This window comes from Paracoccus litorisediminis, assembly GCF_009711205.1.
GTDB classification, from domain to species: Bacteria; Pseudomonadota; Alphaproteobacteria; order Rhodobacterales; family Rhodobacteraceae; genus Paracoccus; species Paracoccus litorisediminis.
Genome location: NZ_WMIG01000002.1, coordinates 645,745 through 672,222, shown reverse-complemented (window position 1 = coordinate 672,222; position 26,478 = coordinate 645,745). Strand labels below are relative to the sequence as shown.

General features: G+C 63.4%; 25 protein-coding genes and 1 tRNA gene. 6 read left to right on the top strand and 20 right to left on the bottom strand.

From position 1 onward, the window contains the following. Positions 1–207 precede the first annotated feature (207 nt). The 4 genes from GL300_RS08720 to clpB all read right to left on the bottom strand — a co-directional run bounded on the left by GL300_RS08720 (position 208) and on the right by clpB (position 6,236). Entirely contained in the window at positions 208–861 is a 654-nt protein-coding gene (locus tag GL300_RS08720; protein WP_155039201.1) for a protein-methionine-sulfoxide reductase heme-binding subunit MsrQ, read from the bottom strand. Beyond that, positions 861–1,760, bottom strand: coding sequence for a protein-methionine-sulfoxide reductase catalytic subunit MsrP (msrP, locus tag GL300_RS08715; RefSeq protein ID WP_155039200.1), 900 nt, complete (start codon positions 1,758–1,760; stop codon positions 861–863). The genes GL300_RS08720 and msrP overlap by 1 nt, the downstream gene beginning before the upstream one ends. Before the next feature lie 69 nt (positions 1,761–1,829). Beyond that, complete coding sequence (locus tag GL300_RS08710; RefSeq protein WP_155039199.1) at positions 1,830–3,464, bottom strand: alpha-D-glucose phosphate-specific phosphoglucomutase; 1,635 nt, start codon at positions 3,462–3,464, stop codon at positions 1,830–1,832. 144 nt (positions 3,465–3,608) lie between these two features. Continuing rightward, positions 3,609–6,236: an ATP-dependent chaperone ClpB gene (gene clpB / locus GL300_RS08705; protein WP_155039198.1), complete on the bottom strand. Its 2,628-nt coding sequence runs from the start codon at positions 6,234–6,236 to the stop codon at positions 3,609–3,611. A 166-nt stretch (positions 6,237–6,402) separates the two neighbouring features. On the opposite strand from clpB, the gene pyrF reads away from it, so the two are divergent. After that, the gene (gene pyrF / locus GL300_RS08700; protein ID WP_170297626.1) at positions 6,403–7,092 is read left to right on the top strand and encodes an orotidine-5'-phosphate decarboxylase; all 690 of its coding nucleotides are present in this window, start codon (positions 6,403–6,405) and stop codon (positions 7,090–7,092) included. Here the strand turns inward: pyrF and GL300_RS26620 are convergent. Genes GL300_RS26620 through GL300_RS08685 form a run of 4 tightly spaced genes read right to left on the bottom strand, consistent with a single transcriptional unit; the run spans position 7,089 to position 9,534 of the window. Continuing rightward, on the bottom strand, positions 7,089–7,493 hold the full coding sequence (locus GL300_RS26620) for an NUDIX hydrolase (protein ID WP_246195110.1): 405 nt from the start codon (positions 7,491–7,493) through the stop codon (positions 7,089–7,091). The genes pyrF and GL300_RS26620 overlap by 4 nt on opposite strands. Further along, positions 7,490–7,756, bottom strand: a complete 267-nt coding sequence (locus tag GL300_RS26615; RefSeq protein WP_246195120.1) for an NfeD family protein — start codon at positions 7,754–7,756, stop codon at positions 7,490–7,492. Before GL300_RS26615 ends, GL300_RS26620 begins: the two co-directional genes overlap by 4 nt. Continuing rightward, on the bottom strand, positions 7,756–8,646 hold the full coding sequence (locus GL300_RS08690; RefSeq protein ID WP_155039195.1) for an SPFH domain-containing protein: 891 nt from the start codon (positions 8,644–8,646) through the stop codon (positions 7,756–7,758). The genes GL300_RS26615 and GL300_RS08690 overlap by 1 nt, the downstream gene beginning before the upstream one ends. A gap of 24 nt (positions 8,647–8,670) precedes the next feature. Then, positions 8,671–9,534, bottom strand: a complete 864-nt coding sequence (locus tag GL300_RS08685) for an N-formylglutamate amidohydrolase (RefSeq protein ID WP_155039194.1) — start codon at positions 9,532–9,534, stop codon at positions 8,671–8,673. Between the two features lie 200 nt (positions 9,535–9,734). On the opposite strand from GL300_RS08685, the gene GL300_RS08680 reads away from it, so the two are divergent. Together GL300_RS08680 and ykgO are read left to right on the top strand one after the other, a co-directional pair. Next, positions 9,735–9,809 (top strand) — tRNA-Val (locus tag GL300_RS08680). A gap of 82 nt (positions 9,810–9,891) precedes the next feature. Next, on the top strand, positions 9,892–10,017 hold the full coding sequence (gene ykgO, locus GL300_RS08675) for a type B 50S ribosomal protein L36 (protein ID WP_011746405.1): 126 nt from the start codon (positions 9,892–9,894) through the stop codon (positions 10,015–10,017). A 134-nt stretch (positions 10,018–10,151) separates the two neighbouring features. Here the strand turns inward: ykgO and GL300_RS08670 are convergent, their stop codons facing one another. The 10 genes from GL300_RS08670 to GL300_RS08625 form a co-directional block, all read right to left on the bottom strand. Continuing rightward, entirely contained in the window at positions 10,152–10,595 is a 444-nt protein-coding gene (locus GL300_RS08670; RefSeq protein WP_155039193.1) for a DMT family transporter, read from the bottom strand. Next, entirely contained in the window at positions 10,592–12,166 is a 1,575-nt protein-coding gene (locus GL300_RS08665; RefSeq protein WP_155039192.1) for a peptidoglycan-binding protein, read from the bottom strand. The genes GL300_RS08670 and GL300_RS08665 overlap by 4 nt, the downstream gene beginning before the upstream one ends. Positions 12,167–12,202: 36 nt before the next feature. Beyond that, the gene (locus tag GL300_RS08660; RefSeq protein WP_155039191.1) at positions 12,203–13,420 is read right to left on the bottom strand and encodes a phenylacetate--CoA ligase family protein; all 1,218 of its coding nucleotides are present in this window, start codon (positions 13,418–13,420) and stop codon (positions 12,203–12,205) included. Positions 13,421–13,440: 20 nt separating this feature from the next. Then, positions 13,441–14,259, bottom strand: coding sequence for an ABC transporter ATP-binding protein (locus tag GL300_RS08655; protein WP_155039190.1), 819 nt, complete (start codon positions 14,257–14,259; stop codon positions 13,441–13,443). A gap of 51 nt (positions 14,260–14,310) precedes the next feature. After that, positions 14,311–15,591 (bottom strand): ABC transporter substrate-binding protein, encoded by a 1,281-nt coding sequence (locus tag GL300_RS08650; RefSeq protein ID WP_155039189.1) that lies wholly within the window; start codon positions 15,589–15,591, stop codon positions 14,311–14,313. A 42-nt stretch (positions 15,592–15,633) separates the two neighbouring features. Next, positions 15,634–16,710: a branched-chain amino acid ABC transporter permease gene (locus GL300_RS08645; protein ID WP_155039188.1), complete on the bottom strand. Its 1,077-nt coding sequence runs from the start codon at positions 16,708–16,710 to the stop codon at positions 15,634–15,636. A 141-nt stretch (positions 16,711–16,851) separates the two neighbouring features. Beyond that, positions 16,852–17,832 (bottom strand): branched-chain amino acid ABC transporter permease, encoded by a 981-nt coding sequence (locus GL300_RS08640; protein ID WP_155039187.1) that lies wholly within the window; start codon positions 17,830–17,832, stop codon positions 16,852–16,854. An 11-nt stretch (positions 17,833–17,843) separates the two neighbouring features. Then, entirely contained in the window at positions 17,844–18,662 is an 819-nt protein-coding gene (locus GL300_RS08635; protein WP_155039186.1) for an ABC transporter ATP-binding protein, read from the bottom strand. Then, positions 18,659–18,919, bottom strand: coding sequence for a hypothetical protein (locus tag GL300_RS08630; RefSeq protein WP_155039185.1), 261 nt, complete (start codon positions 18,917–18,919; stop codon positions 18,659–18,661). Before GL300_RS08630 ends, GL300_RS08635 begins: the two co-directional genes overlap by 4 nt. Beyond that, positions 18,916–20,889, bottom strand: coding sequence for an AMP-binding protein (locus tag GL300_RS08625; protein WP_394206506.1), 1,974 nt, complete (start codon positions 20,887–20,889; stop codon positions 18,916–18,918). The genes GL300_RS08630 and GL300_RS08625 overlap by 4 nt, the downstream gene beginning before the upstream one ends. A 136-nt stretch (positions 20,890–21,025) precedes the next feature. Here GL300_RS08625 and GL300_RS08620 point away from each other — a divergent pair, with 136 nt between their 5' ends. From GL300_RS08620 to aroQ, 3 genes are all read left to right on the top strand, one after another. Next, on the top strand, positions 21,026–22,888 hold the full coding sequence (locus tag GL300_RS08620) for a PAS-domain containing protein (RefSeq protein ID WP_155039250.1): 1,863 nt from the start codon (positions 21,026–21,028) through the stop codon (positions 22,886–22,888). Beyond that, complete coding sequence (locus GL300_RS08615) at positions 22,881–23,582, top strand: response regulator transcription factor (RefSeq protein WP_155039183.1); 702 nt, start codon at positions 22,881–22,883, stop codon at positions 23,580–23,582. The genes GL300_RS08620 and GL300_RS08615 overlap by 8 nt, the downstream gene beginning before the upstream one ends. Before the next feature lie 62 nt (positions 23,583–23,644). Continuing rightward, positions 23,645–24,097, top strand: coding sequence for a type II 3-dehydroquinate dehydratase (gene aroQ, locus GL300_RS08610; RefSeq protein ID WP_155039182.1), 453 nt, complete (start codon positions 23,645–23,647; stop codon positions 24,095–24,097). On the opposite strand, the gene GL300_RS08605 is transcribed toward aroQ, so the two are convergent. Together GL300_RS08605 and GL300_RS08600 are read right to left on the bottom strand one after the other, a co-directional pair. After that, complete coding sequence (locus GL300_RS08605; protein WP_155039181.1) at positions 24,094–24,708, bottom strand: HAD family hydrolase; 615 nt, start codon at positions 24,706–24,708, stop codon at positions 24,094–24,096. The two genes, aroQ and GL300_RS08605, sit on opposite strands and share 4 nt — an antisense overlap. Positions 24,709–24,828: 120 nt before the next feature. Next, positions 24,829–26,346 (bottom strand): aldehyde dehydrogenase (NADP(+)), encoded by a 1,518-nt coding sequence (locus tag GL300_RS08600; protein ID WP_155039180.1) that lies wholly within the window; start codon positions 26,344–26,346, stop codon positions 24,829–24,831. Between the last annotated feature and the right edge of the window lie 132 nt (positions 26,347–26,478).

The window sequence follows — 26,478 nt, the reverse complement described above, 5'->3', positions numbered from 1 at the left end:
ACCGCGCCATCTTCTCATCAGGCGCCGCACAAGCCATCAAACTTCCCGATTTTACCAGACAAACAACCATCAAGGCCATCCGTCCGAACCGCTCCAGCACCCTGCCGGCTCGGTGAAGGCGTATTTACGGATCACCGCCAAAACCCGCAAGAGCAAAAACCACAAAAATATGAAATTGTTGGTAAGTTATTGAGTTTGTTATATATTCTATTCGACGCGTTGTGGTGTCACCGGTTTCGGATCGGGTCGCACGCTGCGGAAACGCGCCCCCAGACGCAAAAACCAGAAGAATCGCAGGCCGAGCAACAGCAGAATCGACGCAAGAATCAGTGCTGGCTTCCGCTCCCATAGCTTCAGAGCCCAGATCCAATGCAGCGACGCGAGAATGGCTGCGGGATAGATCAGGCGGTGAAGACGCTTCCACCCTGCCCGCATCCGGCGGATCGAAAAGCGGTTCGAGGTTACCGCCAGAGACAGCAGCATCAGAAAGGCCAGCATTCCAAAGATCAGGTAGGGCCGCTTGACCACATCCTTGAGCATTTGCGCCCAAAGCAGTGCCATGTCTAAGACGACCCATGCCGCTAGATGCAGGACGGCATAGGAAAAGCAGATCAACCCCAGGGCCTGCCGGAAACGGACAAGGTTGATCCGGGTCAGCCGCAGCAGCGGTGTGACCGACAGCGTGGCAATCAGAAAATACAGCGCGGTGCGGCCAAGCCGATGCTCGATGTCTCGAACCGGCTCGACGCCAAGATTACCCTGTAATGTGTCCCAGACCAGTAGGGCCAACGGGATAGCCGCCAAGACCCAGACTAGCCAGACCGGGACATGTCGCAACCAGCGGGTCAGGCGCTGCGCCATCAGTAGTTCTTTGCCAGGTCCATGCCGGAATACATCTGCGCGACCTGATCCCCATAGCCATTGAACATCAGCGTTTCCTGACGCCCGCCCAGCAATCCGGCCCCGATGCGCCGTTCGGTGGCTTGCGACCAACGCGGATGGTCCACCTGCGGGTTCACATTGGCATAGAAGCCATATTCATTGGCCTGAAGCATTTGCCAGGTCGTCTGCGGCTGCTTGTCGGTCAGGGTGATCCCGACAATCGACTTGATCGACTTGAAGCCGTATTTCCACGGCACGACCAGCCGGATCGGCGCGCCGTTCTGGTTCGGCAGCACCTTGCCATAGAGCCCGGTTGCCAGAATCGTCAGCGGGTTCATCGCCTCATCCAGACGCAGGCCCTCGCGATAGGGCCAGTCGATACCGCTGCTATAGGCCTGACCCGGCATCTGCTTGGGGTCTTCCAACGTCTGGAAGGCGACGTATTTCGCCCCAGCTTGCGGAGCGGCCTTTTGCAGGACCGCGGCCAGCGGCACACCCAGCCAGGGAATGACCATGGACCAAGCCTCGACGCAGCGCAGACGATAGATGCGCTCTTCCAGCGCGGAATCCGGGGCCAGATCCTCGACCGCATAATTTCCGGGGTGATCCACCAGACCGTCGATCTTGACCGACCAAGGCGCGGGTTTCAGCGTCGCCGAATAGCGCGCCGGATCGGTCTTGTCGGTACCGAATTCGTAGAAGTTATTGTAATTGGTGATCTCTTCGAAGCTGTTCGGCTTTTCATCGGTGGACAGCGCCGAGGGTTTTCCGGTCAGGCCAAAGGCCGGGGCGGCGATGCTGGCCATGCCCGCCGCGATAAGTGCCCGGCGGGTCAGATAGACCGGCTCAGGCGTGACCTCGGACCATTTGAGCTTCATCGGCAGCCTCCCTTTGACGGTGCAAGGATAGCAGCGGCGGGGTTAACCGCCGATGAACTTCTTCGTGTGTCAGGTGGTGACGTCAGGCTGCGCGCGACCGGTGAATTCGCGGATCAGGGCGATTTCCTCGGCGGCGGCAATGACAGGAGCCAGCGCCTCCTCGACCGGCAGCCCATGGCGGGCGGGATCGGCTTCGTAACGCTCCAGATAGACGCGCAGGGTCGCGCCCTCGGTGCCTGTTCCCGACAGGCGCAGCACCACGCGCGAGCCGTCGGTGAAGCCGATGCGGATGCCCTGATTGGCCGAGACCGAACCGTCGACCGGATCGTGATAGGCGAAATCATCGGCCTGTTCGACGGTCAGGCCCTGGAATTGCTGACCCGGCAGATCGGCCGAGATATCGCGCAACCGCTGGATCAGGGCATTGGCGCGCTCGGACGGCACGGCCTCATAGTCGTGGCGCGAATAATAGTTGCGACCGAACTCGGCCCAATGCGCGGACATGATCTGCTCGACCGGTTCGATACGGCGGGCAAGAATGTTCAGCCACAGAAGCACCGCCCACAGCCCGTCCTTTTCCCGCACATGATCGGAACCTGTGCCGGCACTTTCCTCGCCACAGATGGTCACCCGACCCGCATCCAACAGGTTGCCAAAGAACTTCCAGCCGGTCGGGGTCTCATGGCATTCGATGCCCAGTTTTTCGGCCACCCGGTCGGCAGCGCGGCTGGTCGGCATCGAGCGCGCGATCCCGGCAAGCCCCTTCTTGTAGGCTGGCGCCAGATGCGCGTTTGCCGCCAGAACGGCCAGACTGTCCGAGGGAGTCACATAGATCCCGCGCCCGACGATCATGTTGCGATCGCCGTCCCCGTCCGAGGCCGCGCCAAAATCGGGAGCGTCCTTGCCAAACATCGCCTGCATCAGATCGGCAGCCCAGACCGGATTCGGATCGGGATGGCCGCCGCCGAAATCGGGCGAAGGCGTGCCATTCACGACCGTCCCCTTGGGCGCGCCAAGAATACCTTCAAGGATCGCGGTCGCGTAAGGCCCGGTCACCGCATGCATCGCGTCGAAGCGCATGCGGAATCCGCCGATGAACAGGTTGCGGATCAGGTCGAAATCGAACAACTCGCCCATCAGCTGGGCATAATCGGCGACCGGGTCGACAATCTCGACCGCCATGCCGCCCATTTCGGTCTCGCCGATCACCGACAGGTCCAGATCTGCGCCTTCAAGGATGCGGTATTCGGTCAGCTCCTGCGTGCGGGTGAAAATCAGATCGGTCACGGATTCGGGCGCGGGGCCGCCATTCGCGCCGTTGAACTTCATGCCGAAGTCCTCGTCGATACCGCCCGGATTGTGGCTGGCGGACAGGATGATCCCGCCATCCGCCCCCAGCTTGCGGATCAGGTTCGAGGCCGCGGGCGTCGACAGCAAGCCGCCCTGCCCCACGATCATGCGCGCCGCGCCATTCGCTGCAGCCATGCGCAGGATCACCTGCACCGCCCGGTCGTTGAAGTAGCGCCCGTCGCCGCCAAGGATCAGGATCTTGTCCTGCACGCCACCGATCGCATCAAAGACCGACTGAGTGAAGTTTTCCAGATAATGCGGGCCCATGAAGATCTTGGTCTTCTTGCGCAGACCCGAGGTGCCGGGCTTCTGCCCGTCGATCGGCTGGGTGGGAACGGTCAGGATGCGGGTCATGTCGCGCCTTTGGTTGTACAAGCCTTTGCGGGGATCTTGCATGTTTCCTGATGGCTTACCATGCCGCGTATGACGGCGGGGTAAAGTCCCGCCGATGGAAAAAAGGGCGGCCGCATCGCGACCGCCCGTTCTTGTGGCATGACCTTAGTGCAGAGGCACACGCGGGCCGCTATCGCCCGCCTCACCCAGATGAGCGCCGGTGATGCGATTGCCGACGATCAACCCGTCCGGCCCCGCGCCGACATGGACGGTCTGACCATCCATGATCTCGCCGCCCAGGATCATTTCGGCCAGCGGGTTCTGCAGACTGCGCTGGATCACCCGCTTCAGCGGACGCGCACCAAAGACGGGATCGTAACCCTCATCCGCCAGCCATTTCATCGCGTCATCGTCCAGATCCAGATAGATGTTGCGCTGTGCAAGGCGCTGCTCCAGCTGGAACAGCTGGATCTTGACGATCCCGTCCATATTGTCCCGCGTCAGGCGGTGGAAGATGATGATCTCATCCAGACGGTTCAGGAATTCGGGGCGGAAATGCGCCCGCACCGCGTCCATGACCTGCGTCCGCGCCTGACCGCTATCGGCGCCTTCGGGCAGCGTCGACAAAGCCTGCGCCCCAAGGTTCGAGGTCAGGATGATCAGCGTCTGCTTGAAGTCCACCGTCCGGCCTTGCCCGTCGGTCAATTGACCGTCATCCAGCACCTGCAACAGCACGTTGAAGACGTCGGGGTGGGCCTTTTCGACCTCGTCGAACAGGATCACCTGATAAGGGCGGCGGCGGACGGCTTCGGTCAGTGCGCCGCCTTCGTCATAGCCGACATAGCCCGGAGGCGCGCCGATCAGGCGGGCAACCGAATGCTTCTCCATGTATTCGGACATGTCGATGCGGACCATCGCGCTGTCATCGTCGAACATGTATTCGGCGATGGCCTTGGTCAGTTCCGTCTTGCCGACGCCAGTCGGGCCAAGGAACAGGAAGCTGCCCAAGGGGCGTTTCGGGTCGTTCAGCCCGGCGCGTGCGCGACGCACGGCGCTCGAGACCGCCGTCACCGCCTCGGCCTGACCGATGACGCGCTTGCCAAGGACTTCCTCCATCTTCAGCAGCTTCTCGCGCTCACCTTCCAGCATCTTGCTGGTGGGAATGCCGGTCCAGCGTTCCACGACTTCAGCGATCTGCTCGGGGCGGACGGCCTCCTCGACCATCGGGCTGTCATCGTCGCCCTCGGCCTCGGCCAGCTTCTTTTCCAGACCGGGGATGATGCCGTAGGACAGCTCCCCGGCCTTCGCCAGATTGCCCTCGCGCTTGGCCTGATCCAGCTCGGCGCGGGCCTTGTCGAGTTGCTCTTTCAGGTTGCGCGAGCCTTCCAGACGGTCGCGTTCGGCCTGCCAGCGGGCCGTCATCGTTGCCGACTGCTCCTGCAATTCGGACAGGTTCCGTTCCAGCTTTTCCAGCCGGTCCTTGGATGCCGTGTCGTCTTCCTTCTTCAATGCCTCGGCCTCGATCTGCATCTGCAGGATCTGACGGTCCAGCGCGTCCAGCTCTTCGGGCTTGCTGTCCACTTCCATGCGCAGACGGCTTGCGGCCTCATCGACCAGGTCGATGGCCTTGTCGGGCAGGAAACGGTCGGTGATGTAGCGGTTCGACAGCGTTGCCGCAGCCACCAGCGCAGCGTCGCTGATGCGGACACCGTGATGGAGTTCATATTTCTCCTTGATGCCGCGCAGGATCGAGATCGTATCCTCGACCGTCGGCTCGGTGACCATCACCGGCTGGAAACGCCGGGCAAGAGCCGCGTCCTTCTCGATATACTTGCGATACTCGTCCAAGGTGGTCGCGCCGACGCAATGCAGCTCACCCCGCGCGAGCGCGGGCTTGATCAGGTTCGCGGCATCCATTGCGCCATCGGTCTTGCCCGCGCCGACCAGCACATGCAGCTCGTCGATGAACAGGACGATTTCACCGGCAGCGTTCTCGATTTCCTTGAGGACGGATTTCAGCCGCTCCTCGAACTCGCCGCGATATTTCGCACCCGCGATCAGCGCGCCCATGTCCAAGGCCCAAAGCTGCTTGTTGCGCAGGGATTCCGGCACGTCGCCATCGATGATGCGCAACGCGAGGCCCTCGGCGATCGCGGTCTTGCCGACGCCCGGTTCACCGATCAGCACTGGGTTGTTCTTGGTCCGGCGCGACAGCACTTGCATGGCGCGGCGGATTTCTTCGTCCCGACCGATGATCGGGTCGATCTTGCCCTCGGCCGCGGCCTCGGTGAGGTTGCGGGCATATTTCGACAGCGCTTCATAGCTGTCCTCGGCGCTGGCGGTATCGGCGGTGCGGCCCTTGCGGATGTCGTTGATCGCCGCATTCAGCGATTGTGCCGTGACCTTGCCCGCCGACAGCGCGTCGCGAGCATTGGTGTTCACCACCGCAAGCGCGGTCAGCACACGCTCGGCTGGAACAAAGCTGTCGCCAGCCTTCTTGGCCAGCTTCTCGGCCTCGTCCAGCACGCGGACCATGCTGGGATCGACATAGACCTGACCCTGCCCGCCACTGACTTTGGGTTGCTTGGCCACCGCCTGATCAACAGCCTGACGCACGGCTTGGGCATCGCCCCCGGCCCGCGAAATCAGGTTGCTGGCGAAGCCTTGGTCGTCATCCATCAGCGCCTTCAGCAGATGTTCGGGCATAACGCGCTGGTTGTCTTCGCGGATCGCGATAGTCTGGGCCGCTTGCAGGAAACCGCGCGACCGTTCCGTGAATTTTTCCATATCCATATGAAATTCCTTTCCTCAGCCCCCGCATGGGACCGCCCGCATTCGGCACGGCCCGTCGGGTCCTGCCTGTGAAATGGGCAGCCAGAAACGGGGTTTCAAGACTCGCGCATCCCCCATATAACCGCGCCGTTTGTCGCAGAGTTTGCCTGAAAATCGAGGTATGGGAATGGATGATCGTCTGATCGTGGCGCTGGACGTGCCGAATGCGCTGGCCGGGCTGGATCTGGCCGAAAAGATCGGCGACGCCGCCAGCTTCTACAAGATCGGTCTTGGCATGCTGACCGGGGGCGGTCTGGCGCTGGCCAATGAGCTGAAACAGGAACATGGCAAGCGCATCTTCCTGGACATGAAGTTCTTCGACATCGGCGCGACGGTCGAAGCTGCCGTACGCGGCATCGCGCAATATGATCTGGATTTCCTGACCGTGCATGGCGACCCCCATGTCGTGCGCGCGGCGAAACAGGGTGCGGCGGGCTCGAACCTGAAGATCCTCGCCGTCACCATCCTGACCTCGCTGGACCGCGCGGATCTGGATGCCGGGCTGATCGTTCCGGGCGACGTGACCGAGATCGTGACCACCCGCGCCGCCCGCGCCTTTGAGGCCGGTGCCGATGGTGTCATCGCATCCCCGCGTGAGGCCGCGCTGATCCGCGCCCTGCCGGAATCGGCGGGCCGCTTGATCGTGACACCGGGCGTGCGTCCGGCGGGCTCAGATGCGGGCGATCAGAAGCGGATCGAGACCCCGGCCACCGCCATCGCCAATGGTGCCGACCATATCGTCGTCGGCCGCCCGATCTGGCAGGCCGCAGACCCGCGCGCCGCGGCGCAGGCCATCGTCGCGGAACTGCCGCGCTAAAGCCCCAGCACCTGCGCGACGTGGCTGCGGAAATGCGGCACGGCGCGCGGGTGCGCCACGAATTCAGAAATCGGCATCATCCGCCATTCCTGCCCCTCATCGCCAAAGCGGATCGAGGCGATTTCATCAATCGTCAACGTCCCGACGAACAGCCATGAATCGCGCCCCGGACGGGTGACCGATGGCATGATCTGCCCCGCAAGCCGCGCGGGATCAAGGCGCAGTCCGAATTCCTCATCCAGTTCCCTCAGTGCGCATTCGATCGGCGTCTCGCCCGGCTCGGCCTGACCGCCGGGCAGGTCCCAATGGCCCGGAAAGGGAAGCCAGTCGAAATCGTCGCGCAGGCAGGTCAGCAGGTTCGCGCCCTGCGTCAGGATCAGTTTCGCGCCAACAAAGCTCATTTGTCGTCGTTGATGTCGCGGGTCCAGATCCGCACATCCCCCCTGCTCGAGCCAAAGATCCGGCGCAGACCCAGCCAGATCGCGCCGCTCAGCGCTGCCGTCACCACCAGCGCCATCGGCAAGCCCCCGGTCCAAATTCCGGCCAGTATCGCCAAGCCCATCAGGCCGGTCGCCAACGCGATGCCAAGGAAAAACCAGCCCGGCAGCACGATCTCCAGCGCGCCCAGTACCAGTGCCGCGATGATCCAGATCCAGCCGTGCATCACGCCTTGCCGCCCTTGAACAGCTTGAAGGCATCGCCCATCGCTTCGACGGCCGAGGCGGGCAGGATGATCGTCTGCTTGCCCTGCCCCTTGCCGACATCGCCCAGCACCTCGACCTGACGCATGGCGACCTGATATTGCGCGGCCTCGATCCCGCCTTCGCGGATCGCGCCAGCGATGGCGCTGGTGGCGAATGCCTCGGCCTCGGCCAGAATGCGCTTGGCCTTGGCCTGCTGCTCGGCGGCGTAAAGATCGCCATCGGCGGCCAGTTCGACGGCGCGGCGCTTGCCCTCGGCCTCGGTCACCTGTGCGCGGCGGGCGCGCTCGGCATTCAACTGCTGCAACATGGCGGCGCGGGTGGCATCGTCCAGATTCACGTCCAGAATCTCGGCCCGCGTTACCTCGATCCCCCAATCGTCAACGACATTGGCAAGGCTTTCGCGGATGCGCTCGATCAGGCGGGCGCGGTTCGACTGGACCTGATCCAGCTCCATCGTGCCGATTTCGGAACGCACGATCCCGGCCACGGTGGTGGCAATGGCCGCGTCGATGTCGCGGATCCGGTAGACGGTCTTTTCAGGCTCAATGATACGATAGAAGACCGAGCTTTCGACCTGCACCAGTACATTGTCGGCAGTGATTGCGTCCTGCCTGCTGGTTGGCAATTGCCGCTCCAGCACCGAGATCTTGTGCGCCACCCGGTCAAGGAAGGGCACGGTAAAGTTGATCCCCGGCCCCAGCACCGAGCGCAGCCGCCCGAAACGCTCGACCACGTATTTTTCCGATTGCGGCACGATGCGAACGGCCGAGGTGACCGCAAGGAAGATGACGATCGCAAGGACGATCAGGGCAATATTCTGGCCGATCAGCTCGGCGAAGTCGGTCTGCATCTTCCGGTCCCTTGTGTCAGGAGATCATTCGGCAGCAATTGCGGATTCGCTTTCATCCGGGCGCAATCCGGCCAGCTTTTCGACGATGCGGGCAAAGCGCGCGGCAAAGATGTCGAAGTCCGGGCGCGGCTCGATGCGCTTTTCATCCATGTAAAGCGAACGATCCAGCTCAAGCTGGACGACATGGACATTGCGCGTGGGCTTGCCGTAGGCCGCCGCGATATAGGCCCCCGAGAAGGGCGAATTCTTCTGCACGCGGAAACCTTCGCCCGAAACGGCCTCGACGACAGCTTTGGCGATCCGGGGCGCGGCCGAAACGCCGTTACGGTCACCAAGCACGAAATCCGGACGCGGGCGCGGCAGATGCGCGAGGGCATCGCGAGGCATGGAATGCATGTCGATCAGAATCGCCCCGCCAAAGCGGCTGATCGCCTCGTCGATCAGGGCGGAAAGGGCATGGTGATAGGGATGCCAGAGCCGGGCGATTCGCAAATCGGCCTCTTCCCTGGCAATGGGACGGTCGTGAATCACCCGCCCTTGCGAGACAACGCGCGGAATCACCCCCAGCCCGGCCATGATTCGCGGGCTCATGATCCGGGGAACCGCACCCGCGACGACCAGAGGGTCGATTTCATCCGGCCCGCGATTGAGGTCGACGACACAGCGCGGAACTCGCGCTGTCAGCACCACCGCACCGTGATCCAGCGCCGGCGCAATCAGCCGATCGACGAAAGCATCCTCGGATGAGCGCAGATTCTGTGGATCAAGGCGCGATTCGGCCAGAAACCAGTCGGGATAACAGCGCCCTGAATGCGGCGAGGCAAAGATCACGCCGCCCAGCCAGTTTTCAGGGCGCGATAGATCGAAGGTTTTGTCGTCCAGGCTCATGCACGGAAATCCTTGGGAACTCGGCTGGCTGGGCAAGATCTGCCGGGCGGAATACAGTTCCGGTTATAGCCCAAGTTCAGCTTGAGCCAAGTCCGGTTCAGAAACATTGCAAAAGGGGGTTGCAGCCCCCGACAGGCGTATATATAGAGCCGCAGACCAAGGAGAAATGGACGCGAAAGCGCACAGATCGCCGGGCAAGTGGGCGGTTAGCTCAGCGGTAGAGCACTACGTTGACATCGTAGTGGCCACTGGTTCGATCCCAGTACCGCCCACCATCTAATTCCGCGCCCCGGGCAATGACCGGGGCATTTCAATTCCATGGCGCCTTTTGCGATGCGCCGCGATAGGAGAAGACCCATGAAGGTTCGCAATTCGCTCCGCTCGCTCAAGAGCCGTCACCGCGATTGCCAAGTTGTGCGCCGTAAAGGCCGCATCTATGTCATCAACAAGACCAACCCGCGTTTCAAAGCCCGCCAAGGCTGATCCGCGACACTTGTTGCCCAGTTGAAACGCCCGCTGCGTCCCCCGCAGCGGGCGTTTTCCGTTGCCGATTCGTCGTGCCCTGCCGTGGGGGCTGACTGCCCCACACCCCCGTGGGTATTTCCGAAACGATGAACTCAGAAGCGCGACAGGACCAGCCCGCCCGCAACCATCAGCGCCGCAAGAATCCTCGGCAGCGAAATATCGCGGATCGGCAGACCGAACGCACCGCTGCGGTCGAGGAGAATCGCCGCGACGATCTGACCAAGCGCCAGCGCGCAAAGCGCGGTCAGCGCGCCCAGACGCGGCAATGACCAGACCATCGCCCAGACATAGAAGGCCCCCAGAAGCCCCCCGGCCCACATCCACAGCTCGGTCTGGGTCGCGCGCAGGAAGCCTCGGCCCTGCCCCATGAGCAGCGAAAGCGTAACAAGAATCATGAAACCCACGCCGAAGGAAATCGCCGCTGCCGCCAGCGGGCTCTGGGCCTGACGCGCCAGCGCCGCGTTGATCGGTGCCTGCACGGCGATGCAGATCCCCGCCAGCACGATCAGCGCGGCGGGCAGAAGTGAGTGGATCATTGGCGGGCTCCTTCTGTTTCCGGCTCGGCCAGAAGCGCATTTAAAGTCTGACGCGAGACATATCCCGTTACCCGCAAATTATGCACGGCCTGATAGCGGCGCAGCGCCTCGCGCGTGTCATCGGTGAAGCGGCCATCAACCTCGCCCGGTACCAGCTTGGCCCGATCCAGTCGGGTTTCGATCAGCATGCGGGTGGTGGCGTTCAGGCCAAGCGCGGCCTCTTCCTGCTGCGCGGCCCTTGTCGTCGCCAGCAGATTGTCATGACGAAGCCGCGCTTCGGCGACATGGGCGCCTTGCGGGAAACGGTCGAGATATTGCTGATAGGCCGCGGCGCTGTCCTGCCGGCGCGCCCATCTGAAGGTTGTCGAATCGCCACTGGCCCTTGGCTGCAGCAATGGATGCTGGCCGCTGGAAGCAAGTTGACGACGCGCGTCGATGGCGAAAAGCCCTTCGGGATAACGACGCAGATAGTTGCGCAGGCGTTCGATGCCACCGCGCGCGCCACTGCGTTCCCAGAAATCGCGATCCTGCTTGCCGCCGGGTTCGCCCAAGGCGGCAACCTGCCGCCGCAGTTCGGCCAGTTGCGGAACGGTCAGTTCGCCGGTTGGGTCAGCGCGGTTTCGTCTTTGCCAATCGCGAAGGGCCTCTCGGGTCTGGACGCCGATCCTTCCGTCAAGTGGACCCGGTTCGAGGCCAAGTCGGGCAAGGGCGCGCTGGATCTCCAGTTGATCGGCAGGGGCCAGTTGCAATGTCGATGCGACCTGCGGCTGTTCCTGCAGGCGCAACGCCGCGCGACGTTCGCGAGCAGCAGTGGCAAAGCTGCCCATGGGGAAGCGTTCAAGATAGGTGGACCAGGCCTTGATCGTGTCCAGCGCCGCCGCCTCGGCCCATGCGCTGCGATCGGGGGCGGATGGCTGATCCTCCTGACCTGCCGGCATGGGCCGAACCGGGACCATCTGCGGATCACCGCCCAGCAACAGCTCGACGCCCTGCCCCACCGACAGCGCACGGGCAACCGAGCGCCCCGCAGCCAGTTCCCGCAATGCCCGCGCCACCGCCTCGGGCGAGCCGGTGACAACCGAGACCCCTTCGGCATTGCTCATGGGGCCGATCCCACTGGTCAGACCCTGATCATGGGGCATGTCCTGCTGATCGGTACCCAGAAGCAGCACCGCGTCCCTGTTCGCCATCAACTGCGTGATCAGCCCCAGCGGCACGCCCTGCGCACCTGCGCCCAGCGGGCCGGACCTCTGCGCCTCGGTGCCCATGTACCATGTCTCGGACCCGTCATTCAGGAAGCGGCCACTGAGCATCACCACCCGCGCGCCGGGTTCGAGATCGTCACGCGCGAGCAGGTCCAGCACCTGCCGCAACTGCTCCGAGGGCAGATCGACACCTTCGGCAGTGACGAATCCCGCCTTGCGGATCACTGCGGCCAGGGCGGCGGTATCTGACCCGGCCAGATCGGGCGCATTCCGGTAATCCGCATTGCCGATGACCACCGCGCGATTCTCGGCCATGGCCGGAGCCGCGCCCGCAAGGGCGGCCAGCAGAAACAGGAAATACCGCATCGACGATCCTCATGGCCTTTTATTGGCGGCCGGGGTTCAGTCGTAGCTGCGCCGATCCTCGATGACCTTGCCGTCATTCGGAAGTGATCCCGGCGCAACCAGTTCGATCCGGCCACGAAGTTTCAGGGTGTCCAACACCGCTGCCTCGTATCTTGCCGCATCTTTGCTGTCGGTTTCCAGCAGCACCGTCATCACATCCATGTCTCCGGCACGATCGGCGAGCACGCGGGCGCGACTTAGCTCAGGATGGCGCGAGACCAGCGCCGCCACCTGCTCGGGACGGACAAACATGCCTTTGATCTTGGTGGTCTGGTCGGCGCGGCCCATCCAGCCCTTGATGCGCATGTTACTGCGTCCGCAGGGACTGGTTCCGGGCAGGACGGCGGACAGATCGCCCGTCGCAAAGCGGATCAGCGGATAGTCGGGGTTCAGCGTGGTCACCACAACCTCGCCCACCTCGCCATCGGGGACCGGATCGCCGGTTCCGGGGCGGACGATTTCGACGATCACGCCTTCATCGACGATCATCCCTTCAAGCGCCGGGGATTCATAGGCGATCAGCCCCAGATCGGCGGTGGCATAGCATTGCGTCGTGGCAATGCCGCGATCGGCGTAAGCCTGACGCAGGCTGGGAAACAGCGCCCCACCCGAGACCACCGCGCGGGTAAAGGCCAGCGCCTCGCCCATCTCGTCGGCCTTATCGAGGATGATCTTCAGGTAATCGGGCGTCCCGGCATAGGCGGTGGTGCCGATATCCACGGCGGCGCGGACCTGCAATTCGGTCTGGCCGGTGCCCGCAGGCAGGACGGCGGCATCGACGGCGCGGGCGGCGCTTTCGAACATCATGCCCGCCGGCGTCAGGTGATAGCCAAAGCAGTTCTGCACGATGTCACCCGGCCCGACCCCTGCGGCCGACAGGAATCGCCCCAACCGCCACCAGTCATTGCCGCGCCGTCCCGGCTCATAGATCGGACCGGGGCTTTGAAAGATGTTCTCGAACTCATGCGGATAGCGGGTGGTGAACCCCCCAAACGGTGGCGATTTCCGCTGCGCTTCCGAGAGTTCGGATTTCCGGATCACCGGCAGGGCAGCAAGCCCCGCGCGCGTGGTGACCGCAGCGGGATCGACCCCTTGCAGGATACGGGCCATGGCCGGGGCAGTCTGCGCCCGCGAAATTGCTGCGGGCAATGCATTGGCCAGCCATCTGGCGCGCTCATCGGCGCTGCGGGTCTCTAGTTCGTCATAGAATGTCATCGGGCGCCTTTCGCCGAAAATCAGGCCAGCCAGCGTTTGCGGCGGCGATAGGAGCGCACGTCGCGAAAGCTTTTCCGGCCCTGCTCGGACATGCCGAGGTAGAATTCCTTCACATCCGGGTTTTCGCGCAGCGCCTCGGCGGGGCCGTCCATCACCACTCTGCCGCTTTCAAGAATGTAGCCGTGATGGGCATAGCGCAGCGCGACATTGGTGTTCTGCTCGGCCAGAAGGAAGGTCACGCCCTCGCCCTCATTGACCGCCTTAACGATCTCGAAGATCTGCTCGACCAGTTGCGGCGCAAGGCCCATGCTGGGCTCATCCAGCAGGATGGTTTCGGGCCTCGACATCAATGCGCGCCCCATCGCGCACATCTGCTGTTCACCGCCCGAAGTATAGCCCGCCTGACTTTTGCGGCGCTCCTTCAGGCGCGGGAAATAGGAATAGACCATCTCAAGGTCGCGGGCGATCGCCGCGCGGCCATCGCTGCGGGTATAGGCGCCGGTCAGCAGGTTTTCCTCGACGGTCAGGTGTTCGAAGCAATGCCGCCCCTCCATCACCTGAATGACGCCCTGTTTCACCAGCGCAGCCGGGTCCATGCCCTGCACGGGCGCGCCGCGATAGGTGATCTGGCCCTTGGTGACCTCGCCCCGTTCGGATTGCAGCAGGTTCGAGATGGCCTTCAGCGTGGTGGTCTTGCCCGCACCATTCCCGCCCAGAAGCGCGGTGATGCCGCCCTTGGGCACGGACAGACTGACACCCTTCAGCACAAGGATGACGTGGTTGTAGATCACCTCGATATTGTTGACCTCGAGCAGCGGGTCTTGGGTGGCATCAGGCATGGTTCCCCCAGTCTGGAATGCCCCGGCGACAGGCCGCCGGGGCGCGCGGGATCAGCAGCGCGGCGTGATGTTGAATTCCTTGGCAAAGGCCTCGCTGTCGGCGGCGATCAGCGGGTTCAGAACCTCTTGGTCAGGCTCGGTAAACTCGGTGATTAGGCTCCATTTCTTGGCATTGGCGTCCCATTGCTGGATCCGGGCCATGCCGCTGCCGCCGTGGTTGTCGCAGCTCATCTTGATCTCGGGGCCGAAGTCCGGCAGGCCGATCTCGGTCAGGCGTGCAGGCGTGATGCCAAGCGCCTCGAAGCCGTCACGCAGTTGCGTGGCGTTGATCGCGGGGGTCCCAGCCAGCTCCTGCGCCTTCTTGATCGCTTCGGCGATGACCACCGCCGCATACATGCCGCGCGAATACAGCGCCGAGCCGACGAACTGCCCGCCCTGCGATGCCTTGCCCGGCTCGATGACGAATTTCTTCATGTCGGCATAGACCGGGTAATCGGTCCCGACGCCGTTGAAGGTCAGCGACTTGTAGCCATGTGCGGCGGCACCGACCGGCAGCACGTCAACCTCGGAACCCGACCACCAGACGCCGATGAAGTTCTCCATCGGGAATCGGATATTGGCGGCCTCTTGAATGGCGGTCTGGTTCATCACGCCCCAGCCCCACATCAGCACGTAATCGGGCTTGTCGCGGCGAATCTGCAGCCACTGGCTTTTTTGCTCTTGTCCCGGCGGGTCGATCGGCAGCTCGGTCAGGGTGAAGCCGTGCTTCTTGGACAGATCCTGCAGGGTGCGGATCGGCTCCTTGCCATAGGCCGAATTGTGATAGACCAGCGCGACCTTTTTGCCTTTCAGGTCGCCGCCGCTTTGGTCCAGCAAGTATTTCACCGCGACCGAAGCCCCGTCCCAATAGTTCGCGGGCGCGTTGAAGACCCATTCGAAGACGCTGCCATTCTTGGCCGAGGTCCGCCCGTAGCCCGGCGTATACAGCACGATCTTATCGGCCGAGACCTTGGGGATCAGCTGATAGGTGATGCCGGTGGACAAGGGGTTATAGACCAGCGCGCCCGAGCCCTTGGTGGCCTCGTAGCATTCGACGCCCTTTTCGGTGTTATAGGCAGTCTCGCATTCCGGGGTCTGGATCTTTTCGCCGCCGATGCCGCCGTCGCGTTCATTCAGCAGGGTGAAATAGTCGTTGAACCCGTCGGCATATTGCGTGCCGTTCGCGCCATATGGGCCGGTGCGATAGCTAAGGTTCGGCACGACCAGATCGGCCATGGCGGGGGCCGCGGCCAGAATGGCCCCCAGCGCGACGGTAGCAAGCTTCAGTTTCATCCTGGTTCTCCTCCCAAGGGTGATGAGCCGGTTATCCGGTCTTCAATGCGGGAACGGCCACAGCCGCAGCTTTTCCTTTGTCAGTCGCCACAACCGCGCGAGGCCATGCGGCTCGACGATCAGGAAGAAGATGATCAGCCCGCCAACGATCATCAGTTCGAGATGGGCCGCCAGATCGGTCGGCCATCCCAGCCGCACCACCAGCAGATTTTTCAGCAGGACCGGCAGCAGGACCAGAAAGGCCGCCCCGGCGAAGCTGCCAAAGATGCTGCCAAGGCCGCCGATGATGATCATGAACAGGACAAGGAAGCTCTTGTTGATGCCGAAGGCCTCACTGGCTTCTGCCGCGCCCAGATAAACCGAGAACAGCAGCGCCCCGGCAATGCCTACAAAGAAGCTGCTGACGGCAAATGCGGACAGTTTCGCGGTCAGCGGGTTCACCCCGATGATCTCGGCCGCGATATCCATGTCCCGGATCGCCATCCATTTGCGCCCCACCATGCCGCGCGTCAGGTTGCGCGCGATCCATGCCAGCACCACCGCAAAGACCAGACAGGTCAGGTATTTTGCCGGAGCACTCGTCGCAGGTCCGGTCACCGCCCAGCCAAAGACGGTGCGCTCAGGCGCATTGATCTGCCCCGAGGCCGAGTAATTGTAAAACCACGGCACCTTGTTGAAGAGCCAGACCAGAAAGAACTGCGCGGCCAGCGTCGCCACGGCCAGGTAAAAGCCCTTGATCCGCAGGCTGGGCAGGCCGAACAGCATCCCCACCACGGCGGTGATCGCCCCGGCCAGCAGGATATGGACAAAGATCGGCACGCCCGGAAAGGCGGTCATCAGCTTGTAGACCGAATAGGCCCCCACCGCCATGAAACCGCCGGTCCCCAGACTGACCTGCCCGGCATAGCCCGTCAGGATGTTCAGCCCGATTGCGGCGATGGCATAGATCAGGAACGGCACCAGAACGGCATTGGCCCAGTAACTGTCGATGACAAAGGGCACGACCAGAAAAGCCACTCCCAGCAACGCGTAATAGCCCCAACGGTCCAGCCGGATCGGGAAGGTCTGGCCATCGTCGCGATAGCTCGTCTTGAAGTCACCCGCCTCGCGATAGATCATCTGCCCCTCCCGGCATCAGCCTTGCAGTGGGGGCTTCGCGCCCCCACACCCCCGCGGGATATTTCCGCAAGAAAGAAGCTCGGTCGCACCGGTTTCTTTCTTGTCCAAATATCCCCGCCGGAGGCATAGAATCTTTTCACCTCAGACCCGCTCGATGATCCGCTCGCCAAACAGGCCCTGCGGTCGGAAGACGAGGAACAGCAGCGCCAGCACATAGGCGAACCAGTTCTCGGTCGCGCCGCCGACCATCGGACCGATGAAATATTCAAACAGCTTCTCGCCCATGCCGATGATCAGCCCGCCGACGATGGCACCGGGGATCGAGGTGAAGCCGCCCAGCATCAGCACCGGCAGCGCCTTTAACGCGATCAGCGACAAGCTGAACTGCACACCCGATTTCGTGCCCCACATGATGCCTGCGACCAGCGCGACAAAGCCCGCGATCGACCAGACCATGATCCAGATGAAGCGCAGGCTGATGCCCACCGACAGCGCCGCCTGATGGTCGTCGGCGACCGCGCGCATTGCCCGGCCCTGCTTGGTATATTGCGAGAAGCCGACCAGAGCTGCCACCAAGGCTGCCGCGATGACCGTCGCCCAGATGTCGAGCCGGTCGATGAAGAAGCCATAGCCCAACCAGTTGTTTGTCGCCGTCTCGATGCTGTCCGAGATGCCTTGAGGCAGGCCCACATCCAGCACCTTCACATCAGCGCCCCACATCACGTCGCCCAAGCCCTCAAGAAACCAGGCCAGACCGATGGTCGCCATGAACAGGATGATCGGCTCCTGGCCGACCAGATGTTTCAGCACCAGTTTTTCCACCGCGATGGCCAGACCGACCATGATCAGCGCGGTCAGTGCGATCCCGAAGATCGCGGGCACGGTCCAGCCGAAGCGGTCCACATGCACGCCGAACGCCGCATTGATCAGATGGGCAAAGGGCACCCGCCCTTCCATGATGCCCACCAGCGTCATGGCGGCGAACAGCGCCATCACCCCTTGGGCATAGTTGAAGACACCCGAGGCCTTGTAGATCAGCACAAAGCCAAGGGCGACCAGCGAGTACATCACCCCGGCCATCAGACCGTTGACCAGCACTTCGCTTGCGTAAAGGAATTCCATGCGATTGCCCCTTACTCGTGCGCCACGCCCAGATAGGCGCTGATGACCTCGGGATTGGCTCGAACCTCGTCGGGGGTGCCGTCGCCGATCTTGCGGCCGTAATCCATCACCACCACCCGATCCGACAGATCCATGACCACGCCCATGTCATGCTCGATCAGGACGATGGTCGTGCCGAACTCGTCGTTCACATCAAGGATGAAGCGGCACATGTCCTCTTTTTCTTCGACATTCATGCCCGCCATCGGCTCGTCCAGAAGCAGGATGCGCGGCTCGGCGGCCAAGGCACGCGCCAGTTCCACGCGCTTTTTCAGCCCGTAGGGCAGACGGCCGACCGGGGTCTTGCGGATGTTCTGGATTTCCAGAAAATCGATGATCTTTTCGACCTGCGCACGGTTTTCGACCTCTTCGCGCTCAGCGGGGCCCCACCACAGGGCTTGGCTGAACAGCGATGATTTCATCTTGTTCAACCGCCCCGTCATGATGTTGTCCAAGACCGACATGCCATCGAACAGCGCGATGTTCTGAAAGGTGCGCGCCAGCCCCAGACGCGCAACCTGATAGGGTTTCATCGGCGGGCGCTTTTGCCCCTCGAACCAGATCTCGCCCTGCTGGGGCACATAAAAGCCCGAGATCACGTTCAGCATCGAGGATTTGCCCGCGCCGTTCGGCCCGATGATGGCGCGGATCTCGCCCTCGCGGATGTCGAAGCTGATGTCCTTGATCGCCACCACCCCGCCAAAGCGGAGGGTGATGTTTTTCAGGTCCATCAGCACGGGGCGGGTCGCGCCCTTGTCGGTGCTGAATTCGGCTGCGGGCGTTGCGATCATGATGCCAGCCACACCCTTTCCAGCAGCGACAGCCCGATATTGTAGGCAATCAGCGCCGCGCCCCACAGATGCGCCTTGCCCAGGGGCAGCGCCGGCCACAGACGCGAGATCAGCAGCACGCCAAAGATCGCGCCGACGGCCCCGGCAAAGACGTGAAAGATGTTCGGTGGCAGGATCGAGGCCAGAATCCATGCCAGAACGATCCCGGCAATGCCGAAGGCGATGGCGAAGACATAGGCGGGTTTTTCGGTGCTCATGCTGCAATTCCCCTTGGTTTCACATGGAGGGCCGGGGGTGCGACCTGGGCATCCTCGATCCGCAGCGTCGCCTTGATCCTGCCCTTGCGGCCATCTTCATAGGTGACTTCGGTTTCGGTAAAGACGTTTTGCGATCCATCGTAGAGCGCGGCGATCAGGTCGGCATATTTGTCGGCAATCACGCCCCGGCGAACCTTGCGGGTGCGGGTCATTTCGCCATCGTCGGGGTCCAGTTCCTTGTGCAGCACCAGAAAGCGGCTGATCTGGCAGCCCGACAGCATCGGGTCCTCGGCGACCGAGGCATTCACCTGCGAAACATGGTCACGGATCATCGCATAGACCTGCGGATGCCCGGCCAGTTCCTGATAGCTGGCATAGGCGATGTTATTGCGCTCGGCCCAGTTTCCGACGGCGGTCAGGTCGATATTGATGAAGGCGGTGCAAAATTCCCGCCCCGCGCCGAACACCACCGCCTCAAGGATGTTGGGATAGAACTTCAGCTTGTTCTCGACATATTTGGGCGCGAACATCCGGCCATCGGCCATTTTTCCGACATCCTTCGCGCGGTCGATGATGCGCAATTGCCCGGTCTGTTCCTCGAAGAAGCCGGCATCCCCGGTTGCGACCCAGCCCTCGGGGTCCTTGGTCGAGGCGGTGCTGTCGGGATTGCCGAAATATTCGACGAACGTGCCGGGGCCGCGATAGAAGACCTCGCCGCTTTCGGCGATCTTCAGTTCCACCCCCGGCGAGGGCACGCCAACCGTATCGGGCCGAACCGCGCCGTCTGGCTGCTGGGTGATAAAGACCGAGGCCTCGGTCTGACCGTAAAGTTGCTTCAGGTTGATCCCAAGGCTGCGATAGAAGCTGAAAATCTCGGGGCCGATCGCCTCGCCTGCGGTATAGCCGACGCGGATGCGGGAATAGCCCAGCGTATTTTTCAGCGGGCCATAGATCAGCAAGTTGCCAAGGCCGTAACGCAGCCGGTCCAGCGGCCCGACCGAACGACCCTCAAGGATGGATGGGCCGACGCGGCGGGCCAGATCCATGAAATGCCGAAACAGCCCGCGCTTGATACGGCCCGCATCCTCCATCCGGATCATCACGCTGGTCAGCTGGCCTTCAAAGACCCGCGGCGGGGCAAAGAAATAGCTGGGGCCGATCTCGCGCAGGTCGGTCATCATCGTCTGCGCGCCCTCGGGGCAATTGACGGTGAAGCCCGCAGAATAGGCCTGTCCGACCGAGAAGATGAAATCGCCGACCCATGCCATCGGCAGATATGCCAGCACTTCCTCGGCTTCGGTCAGGCGGTCGAAACCGGCGCTGTTTTTCGAAGTCTCGATGATATTGCGGTTGGACAGGACGACGCCCTTGGGCTTGCCGGTCGTCCCCGAAGTATACAGCATCACGCAGGTGTCGTCATAACCCAGCCCGGCAATGCGGGCGTCCAGTTCCGCGCCCAGACGCTGCTCGGCGGCGCGGCCCTCGGTCTGGATGTCAGCCAGCGCGTTCATCCGGGAATGGTCGTATTTCCGCATGCCGCGCCGGTCGGTATAGATCAGGTGCTGAACGGCGGGGGCGCGGTCGCCGACCTCAAGCACCTTGTCGACCTGTTCCTGATCGCCGCAGACCACGAAACGCGCGCCGCAATTGCCCAGCACATAGGCCATCTCATCGGCGACAGCGTCCTGATAAAGCGGCACCGGAACCGCGCCGCACATCTGCGCCGCAACCATCGACCAGTAATGCATGGGCCGGTTGCGGCCGATGATGGCGACATGCTCTCCGGGCTTCAGGCCCAGCACCAGAAACCCCAGCGCGATGTCGCGGATCTGGCGCGAGGTCTCGGCCCAGGTCCAGCTTTGCCAGATCCCGAACTCTTTTTCCCGGTAGGCGGCCCGGTTCCCGAACTGTGCGGCGTTTCGCGCCAGCAAAGCGGGAATGGACCGCAGCCCGGCCTCGGCCGACTGCATGTTGGACATGGGTTCCTCCGCGCCGTCCGGGCTCCCCTCCCATCCGGCAAGTTCAGCTTAGCCCGGTAATCCTTGCGCGAATTTGTCCCGAATCCTACGAATTGTTACGGGGCCGGGGCCAGCCTTGCGGGGGGATATGCTGACCGAGGAAAACCATGGCGAATTGACGAGGTCCGGGCTGAACCTGATTCAGCAGGCGATCTCGATTTTTGATGCCGACCTGCGGCTGGCGGTCTGCAACCGGCCCTATCAGGCGATGTTCGCCTTGCCCGACGAACTGACCCGCCCCGGCGCGCGGTTCGAGGATACGATCCGCTACCTTGTCCTGCGCGGCGAATATGGCCCGCAGGACGATCCCGAAGCCGCAATCCACGAACGCGTGGCGCAAGCCCGCACCTTTCAGCCCCATTACATGGAGCGTCAGCGCGCCGACGGGCGATGGATCTCGGTCGAGGGGGCGCCGCTGTCACAAGGCGGCTGGGTCGCGGTCTATACCGACATCACCCCGATCAAGCAGCATCAGGAATTGCTGCGCGCCCGGTCCGAGGAGCTGTCCGAGCTGGTCCTTGACCATGCCGAGCGGCTTTCGGCGGCAAACCGGGCCTTGGCCGCCACGAATGCCGCGCTTGAGGAAGCCAAGCGCATCGTGACCGAGCAAGAGCAGCGCACAAGGCAGGTGACGGCGATGGTCCCGGCGCATATCGCGCATATGGACCGGGATTATCGCTACACCTTCTCGAACAACCAGATCTCGGCGGTGTTTCCGGGTGCCGGGGCCTCGATCCTTGGCCGCGACGGGGTCGAGGTGCTGGGCCCCGAGACCTTTGCCCGCATCCGTCCGCATATGGACCGCGCGATCGAAGGCCAGCCGCAGGTGTTCGAGATCACCCACCCGCCATCAGGTCGGCGCATCCGCATCGCGCTGACCCCGGACCAGAACGGTCGCGGGGCCTATATCCTGTCCACCGATGTCACCGCCGAGGTCCACTCGCGCGAGGCGATGGCCCATGCCGCCAAGCGCGCGGTGGCGGCGCAGGTAACATCGGGCATGGCGCATGATTTCGGCAATCTGCTGACGGTGATCCTTGGGTTGCAAGCACGCCTGTCACGGGCCGGGCTGACGCCCGAGCAGGCCGAGGATGTGCAGGCCACGCAGGCAGCCGCCCGGCGCGGGGTCACGCTGCTGGCCGGAATCGCCACCCTGACCGGACGGCGCGATCACCGCCCGCGCCCGGTCGATCTGCGCTTGCTGCTGGACGAGCTGGCGACGATGACCCGGCCCAGTCTTGGTGCAGGCATCCGTCTGGACATCGCCCCAGATCTGCCAGAAACGCAGCTGATGCTGGACCCCGGCGCGCTGCAGGACGCGTTGCTGAACCTGATCCTGAACGCCCGCGACGCGATGCAGGGTCAGGGAAACATCACCATCGCCGCCCGCCCTGCCGGGCATTGGCTGGAACTGGTCGTGACCGATTCTGGTCCCGGCTTTTCCGCCGATGCGCTGGAACGCGCGACCGAACCCTTCTTTACCACCAAGGGTGGGCAGGGCTCGGGTCTGGGCCTGTCGATGGTCTATGACCAGATCAAGCTGGCCGGTGGGACGATGCGGCTGGCCAATGCGGATGGGGCGCAGGTGACGATCCGCCTGCCTTGGCACGCGGTCAGCCCGCTGCTGATCTTGCTGGTTGAGGACGATCCCGACATCCGCGCCACCACGCGCGAAATGCTGCTGGCCCAAGGTCATGCCGTGATCGAGGCCGCCGCCCTGTCCGAGGCGCGCGCCCTGACCGACCTGCCGGGGCTGGCGCTGATCCTGTCCGATCTGCAGCTGGGCGACGGTTCGGGCGACGCGCTGGCTGATGCGGGCCTGCCCCTGATCCTGATGACCGCCCTGCCCGCCAGCGCCCCCCAACGCGAGGGCTTGCGCGTTCCGGTCTTGACCAAACCATTCGATGAGGCCGAACTGGCCATGGCCCTGATGAAGGTGACGGATGACTGACGCCCCGCTGATCGCGATCCTTGACGACGAACCCGAGATCCGCCGCCTGCTGTCCGCGGCCTTGGTCGAGGCGGGCTTTCGCACCCAATGCTTTGCCCGTGCCACCGAATTCGAGGCCGCCCTGCGTCGCATCCAGCCCGAGGCCTGCCTGATCGATCTGGGCCTGCCCGACCGCGACGGGCTGGCGCTGGTCCACCGGCTGGCCCGCGAATCCGGGGCGGCGATCATCATCATCTCGGGGCGGGCGCAGGTGCAGGACCGGGTGGCGGGGCTGGAGCTGGGGGCCGACGATTACATCATCAAGCCCTTTGAACCCGCCGAGGTCGTGGCCCGCATCCGCGCCCGGCTGCGCAAGCCCGCGCGGGATGCGGGCGCGGGTCGCCAGCTGGTCCGCTTTGCCGGATGGACCGTCGATTTCGACCGCTATGCGCTGACCTCTCCCGAGGGCGAGGAAACCCCGATCAGCCATGCCGAGGCCGAGGTGCTGCGGCTGTTCCTCGACAATCCGCGCCGGCTGATTTCGCGCGCGCAGATGCTGGAAACCTTGGGCGGATCGGCGGGCGAAAGCTTTGACCGGGCGATGGATGTGCGCATCTCGCGGCTGCGGACCAAACTGGGTGAGGACCCGAAAAGCCCGCGGCTGATCAAGACGATCTATGGCGCGGGCTATATCTTCCTGGCCGAGCCTGCCTGATCGCGCTTGCGGCAGGGCCTCATGCGACTATCCTGCCCGCCGCGAATTGCCACGAGGAAGCCATGCCCACCGTCTATGTCCTGAACGGCCCGAACCTGAACCTGCTGGGCCAGCGCCAGCCCGAAATCTATGGCAGCACCACGCTGGCCGATGTCGAGCGCGCCTGCACCGATCTGGGCCGCGAGCTGGGGCTGGAGATCCGCTTCTTCCAGTCGAACCATGAAGGGGTGATCGTCGACACGATCCACGAGGCCCGGCACGAGGCCAATGCGATCATCATCAATCCCGGCGCGCTGACCCACACCTCGGTCGCGATCCTCGACGCGCTGAACACCTTCGACGCGCCGGTGATCGAGGTGCATATCTCGAACATCCACAAGCGCGAAAGCTTCCGCCACCATTCCTATGTCAGCCTGCGGGCCGAGGGCGTGATCGCGGGCCTTGGCACCCACGGCTATCTGCTGGCACTGCGCCATCTGGCGCCGCTGGTCGGTGCTGATCAGCCCCGGCCTTAAGCGAACAGCCCGCGCGCGGCCAGCTCGGCTGCCAGCGCTTCGGCATCGGTGAAATGGATCGCGTCCATGCCGACCGCGCGGGCACCTTCGACATTCGGCAGGCTGTCGTCGATGAACAGGCAGTCCTGCGCGACCAGCCCGTTGCGGTCCAGAAGCATGCGATAAATCGCGGGCTCGGGTTTCAGCAGCGCGACCTGACCCGACACCACGATGTCGCGAAAGACCGTACCCAACCGAGGATACAGTTCAAGCGCGGCAGGCCAGGTGTCGGCAGCCCAATTGGTAATCGCATAAAGAGGCACATCCCGCGCCGCCAGATCCTCAAGAATTTCCCAAGTACCCGGCACGGTCTTGTCGATGGTGACCGGAAAGGTCGTCAGGTAGTGGGCCATATGCCGCGCCAGATCGCCATGTTCGGCCTTTGCCGCTGCCAGCCCATCGGCAAAACTGCGCCCGCCATCCTGCAACCGGTTCCAGCGCGCGAAATCGATCTGCCGCAGCCAGTCCTCGGCCGCGTCGCGGGTGGTGAAGACATCGGAAAAACCCAGCGCCGCATCCCATTCGATCAGCACCGCGCCAAGGTCAAAGATCACGTTCTTAGTCGTCGCCATGCCGGAAAACCCTCTGTCATTCTGGCCCAAACCTGAGCATCGCCGCGCCCAAGGTCAAGAAACGGAAATGCCACGGGACCATTGGCCCCGTGGCATGATGTCATCGCAATCCGAAAGGGATCAGCCGCGCAGGTCTTCCGGCAGCAGCGCTTCCGGGAAGTTCTGGTAGCTGACCGGACGCAGGAAGCGACGGATCGACAGCGTGCCGACCGAGGTCGCGCCGAAGTTGGTCGAGGCCGGGTACGGCCCGCCATGAACCATCGAATCGACCACTTCCACGCCAGTCGGGAAGCCGTTGACCAGCACACGACCCGATTTGCGCTCAAGCACCGGACGCAGTTTCTGCGCGTCGGCCAGATCGTCCGCATCCATGTGGATCGTCGTGGTCAGCTGACCTTCGAAGCCTTTTGCCAGCGTCACCATCTCGTCGACGGATTTCACGCGAACGATCAGGCCAAGCGGGCCGAAGACCTCTTCACCCAGCGCGTGGTCCTGCAGATAGGCCTCAGCGGTGGTTTCATAAAGGTTCGGGTTCGCCTGACGATCCGACGATTCCGTCGCATAGACTGGGGTCACCGAATTGCGCGATTCAAAGCGTTCCTTGCCGTCGCGATAAGCTTTCGCGATGCCGTCGGTCAGCATGGTCTGCGCGCCGACCTTTTCCAGACCGGCCTTGGCGGCGGCGGTGTAACGGTCAGCTTCCGGACCGTCGATCACGACCGAGATGCCCGGATTGGTGCAGAACTGGCCCGCGCCCATGGTCAGCGAACCGGCCCAGCCCGCGCCCAGTTCCTCGGCGCGGGCGGACATCGCCTGCGGCAGCAGGAACATCGGGTTGACCGAGCCCAGCTCACCGAAGAAAGGGATCGGCTCGGGGCGCTGTGCGCACAGGTCGAACAGCGCGCGACCGCCGCCGAGGCTGCCGGTGAAGCCCACGGCCTTGATGCGCGGATGCTGGACCAGCGCGGTGCCGACATCGCGGCGACCGCCCTGGATCAGGCTGAAGACGCCCGGGTGCAGGTTGCGTTTCGCGATGGCAGCGGCGACGGCCTCGGCCACGATCTCGCCGGTGCCGGGATGGGCCGAGTGGCCTTTGACGACGACCGGGCAGCCAGCGGCCAGCGCCGCGGCAGTGTCACCACCGGCGGTCGAGAAGGCCAACGGGAAGTTCGAGGCGCCGAAAACGGCAACCGGGCCGATGGGACGCTCGACCAGACGGATCTCGGGGCGGGCAGCCGGCTTGCGGTCGGGCAGCGCCGCGTCGAAGCGGCGGTCAAGGTACTCGCCCTTGCGGATATGGTCCGCGAACAGGCGCAGCTGGCCGGTGGTGCGGCCGCGCTCGCCCTGCAGGCGGGCTTCCGGCAGGCCGGTTTCCTGGCTGCCGATCTGGGTGATGGCATCAGCGCGGGCTTCGATTTCGTCCGCGATGGCCTCAAGGAACAGGGCACGTTCCTCGCGCGAGGAATAGCCATAGCTCCAGAAGGCGTCTTCCGCGGCTTCGCAGGCGCGGTTCACCAGATCGACGGTGCCGACGCTGAAAGGATGCGACGGGCCGGTTGCCGGTTCCGAGGGGAAGGTCTGCTCGGTCGCGACCCATTCGCCAGCGATCAGATGTTTGCCGTGAGGGGTGAAGGTCATTGGGGAGGTCCTCCGTTTGGTCGGACACTATTTGGCATCTTGGTATACCAGTCGCAAGGTAAACCGGGGAAAACTGCCTTCTTCTTCCCGTCTGCCCGATATGTTACGGCTGCATGAAACAACTTGCGGATA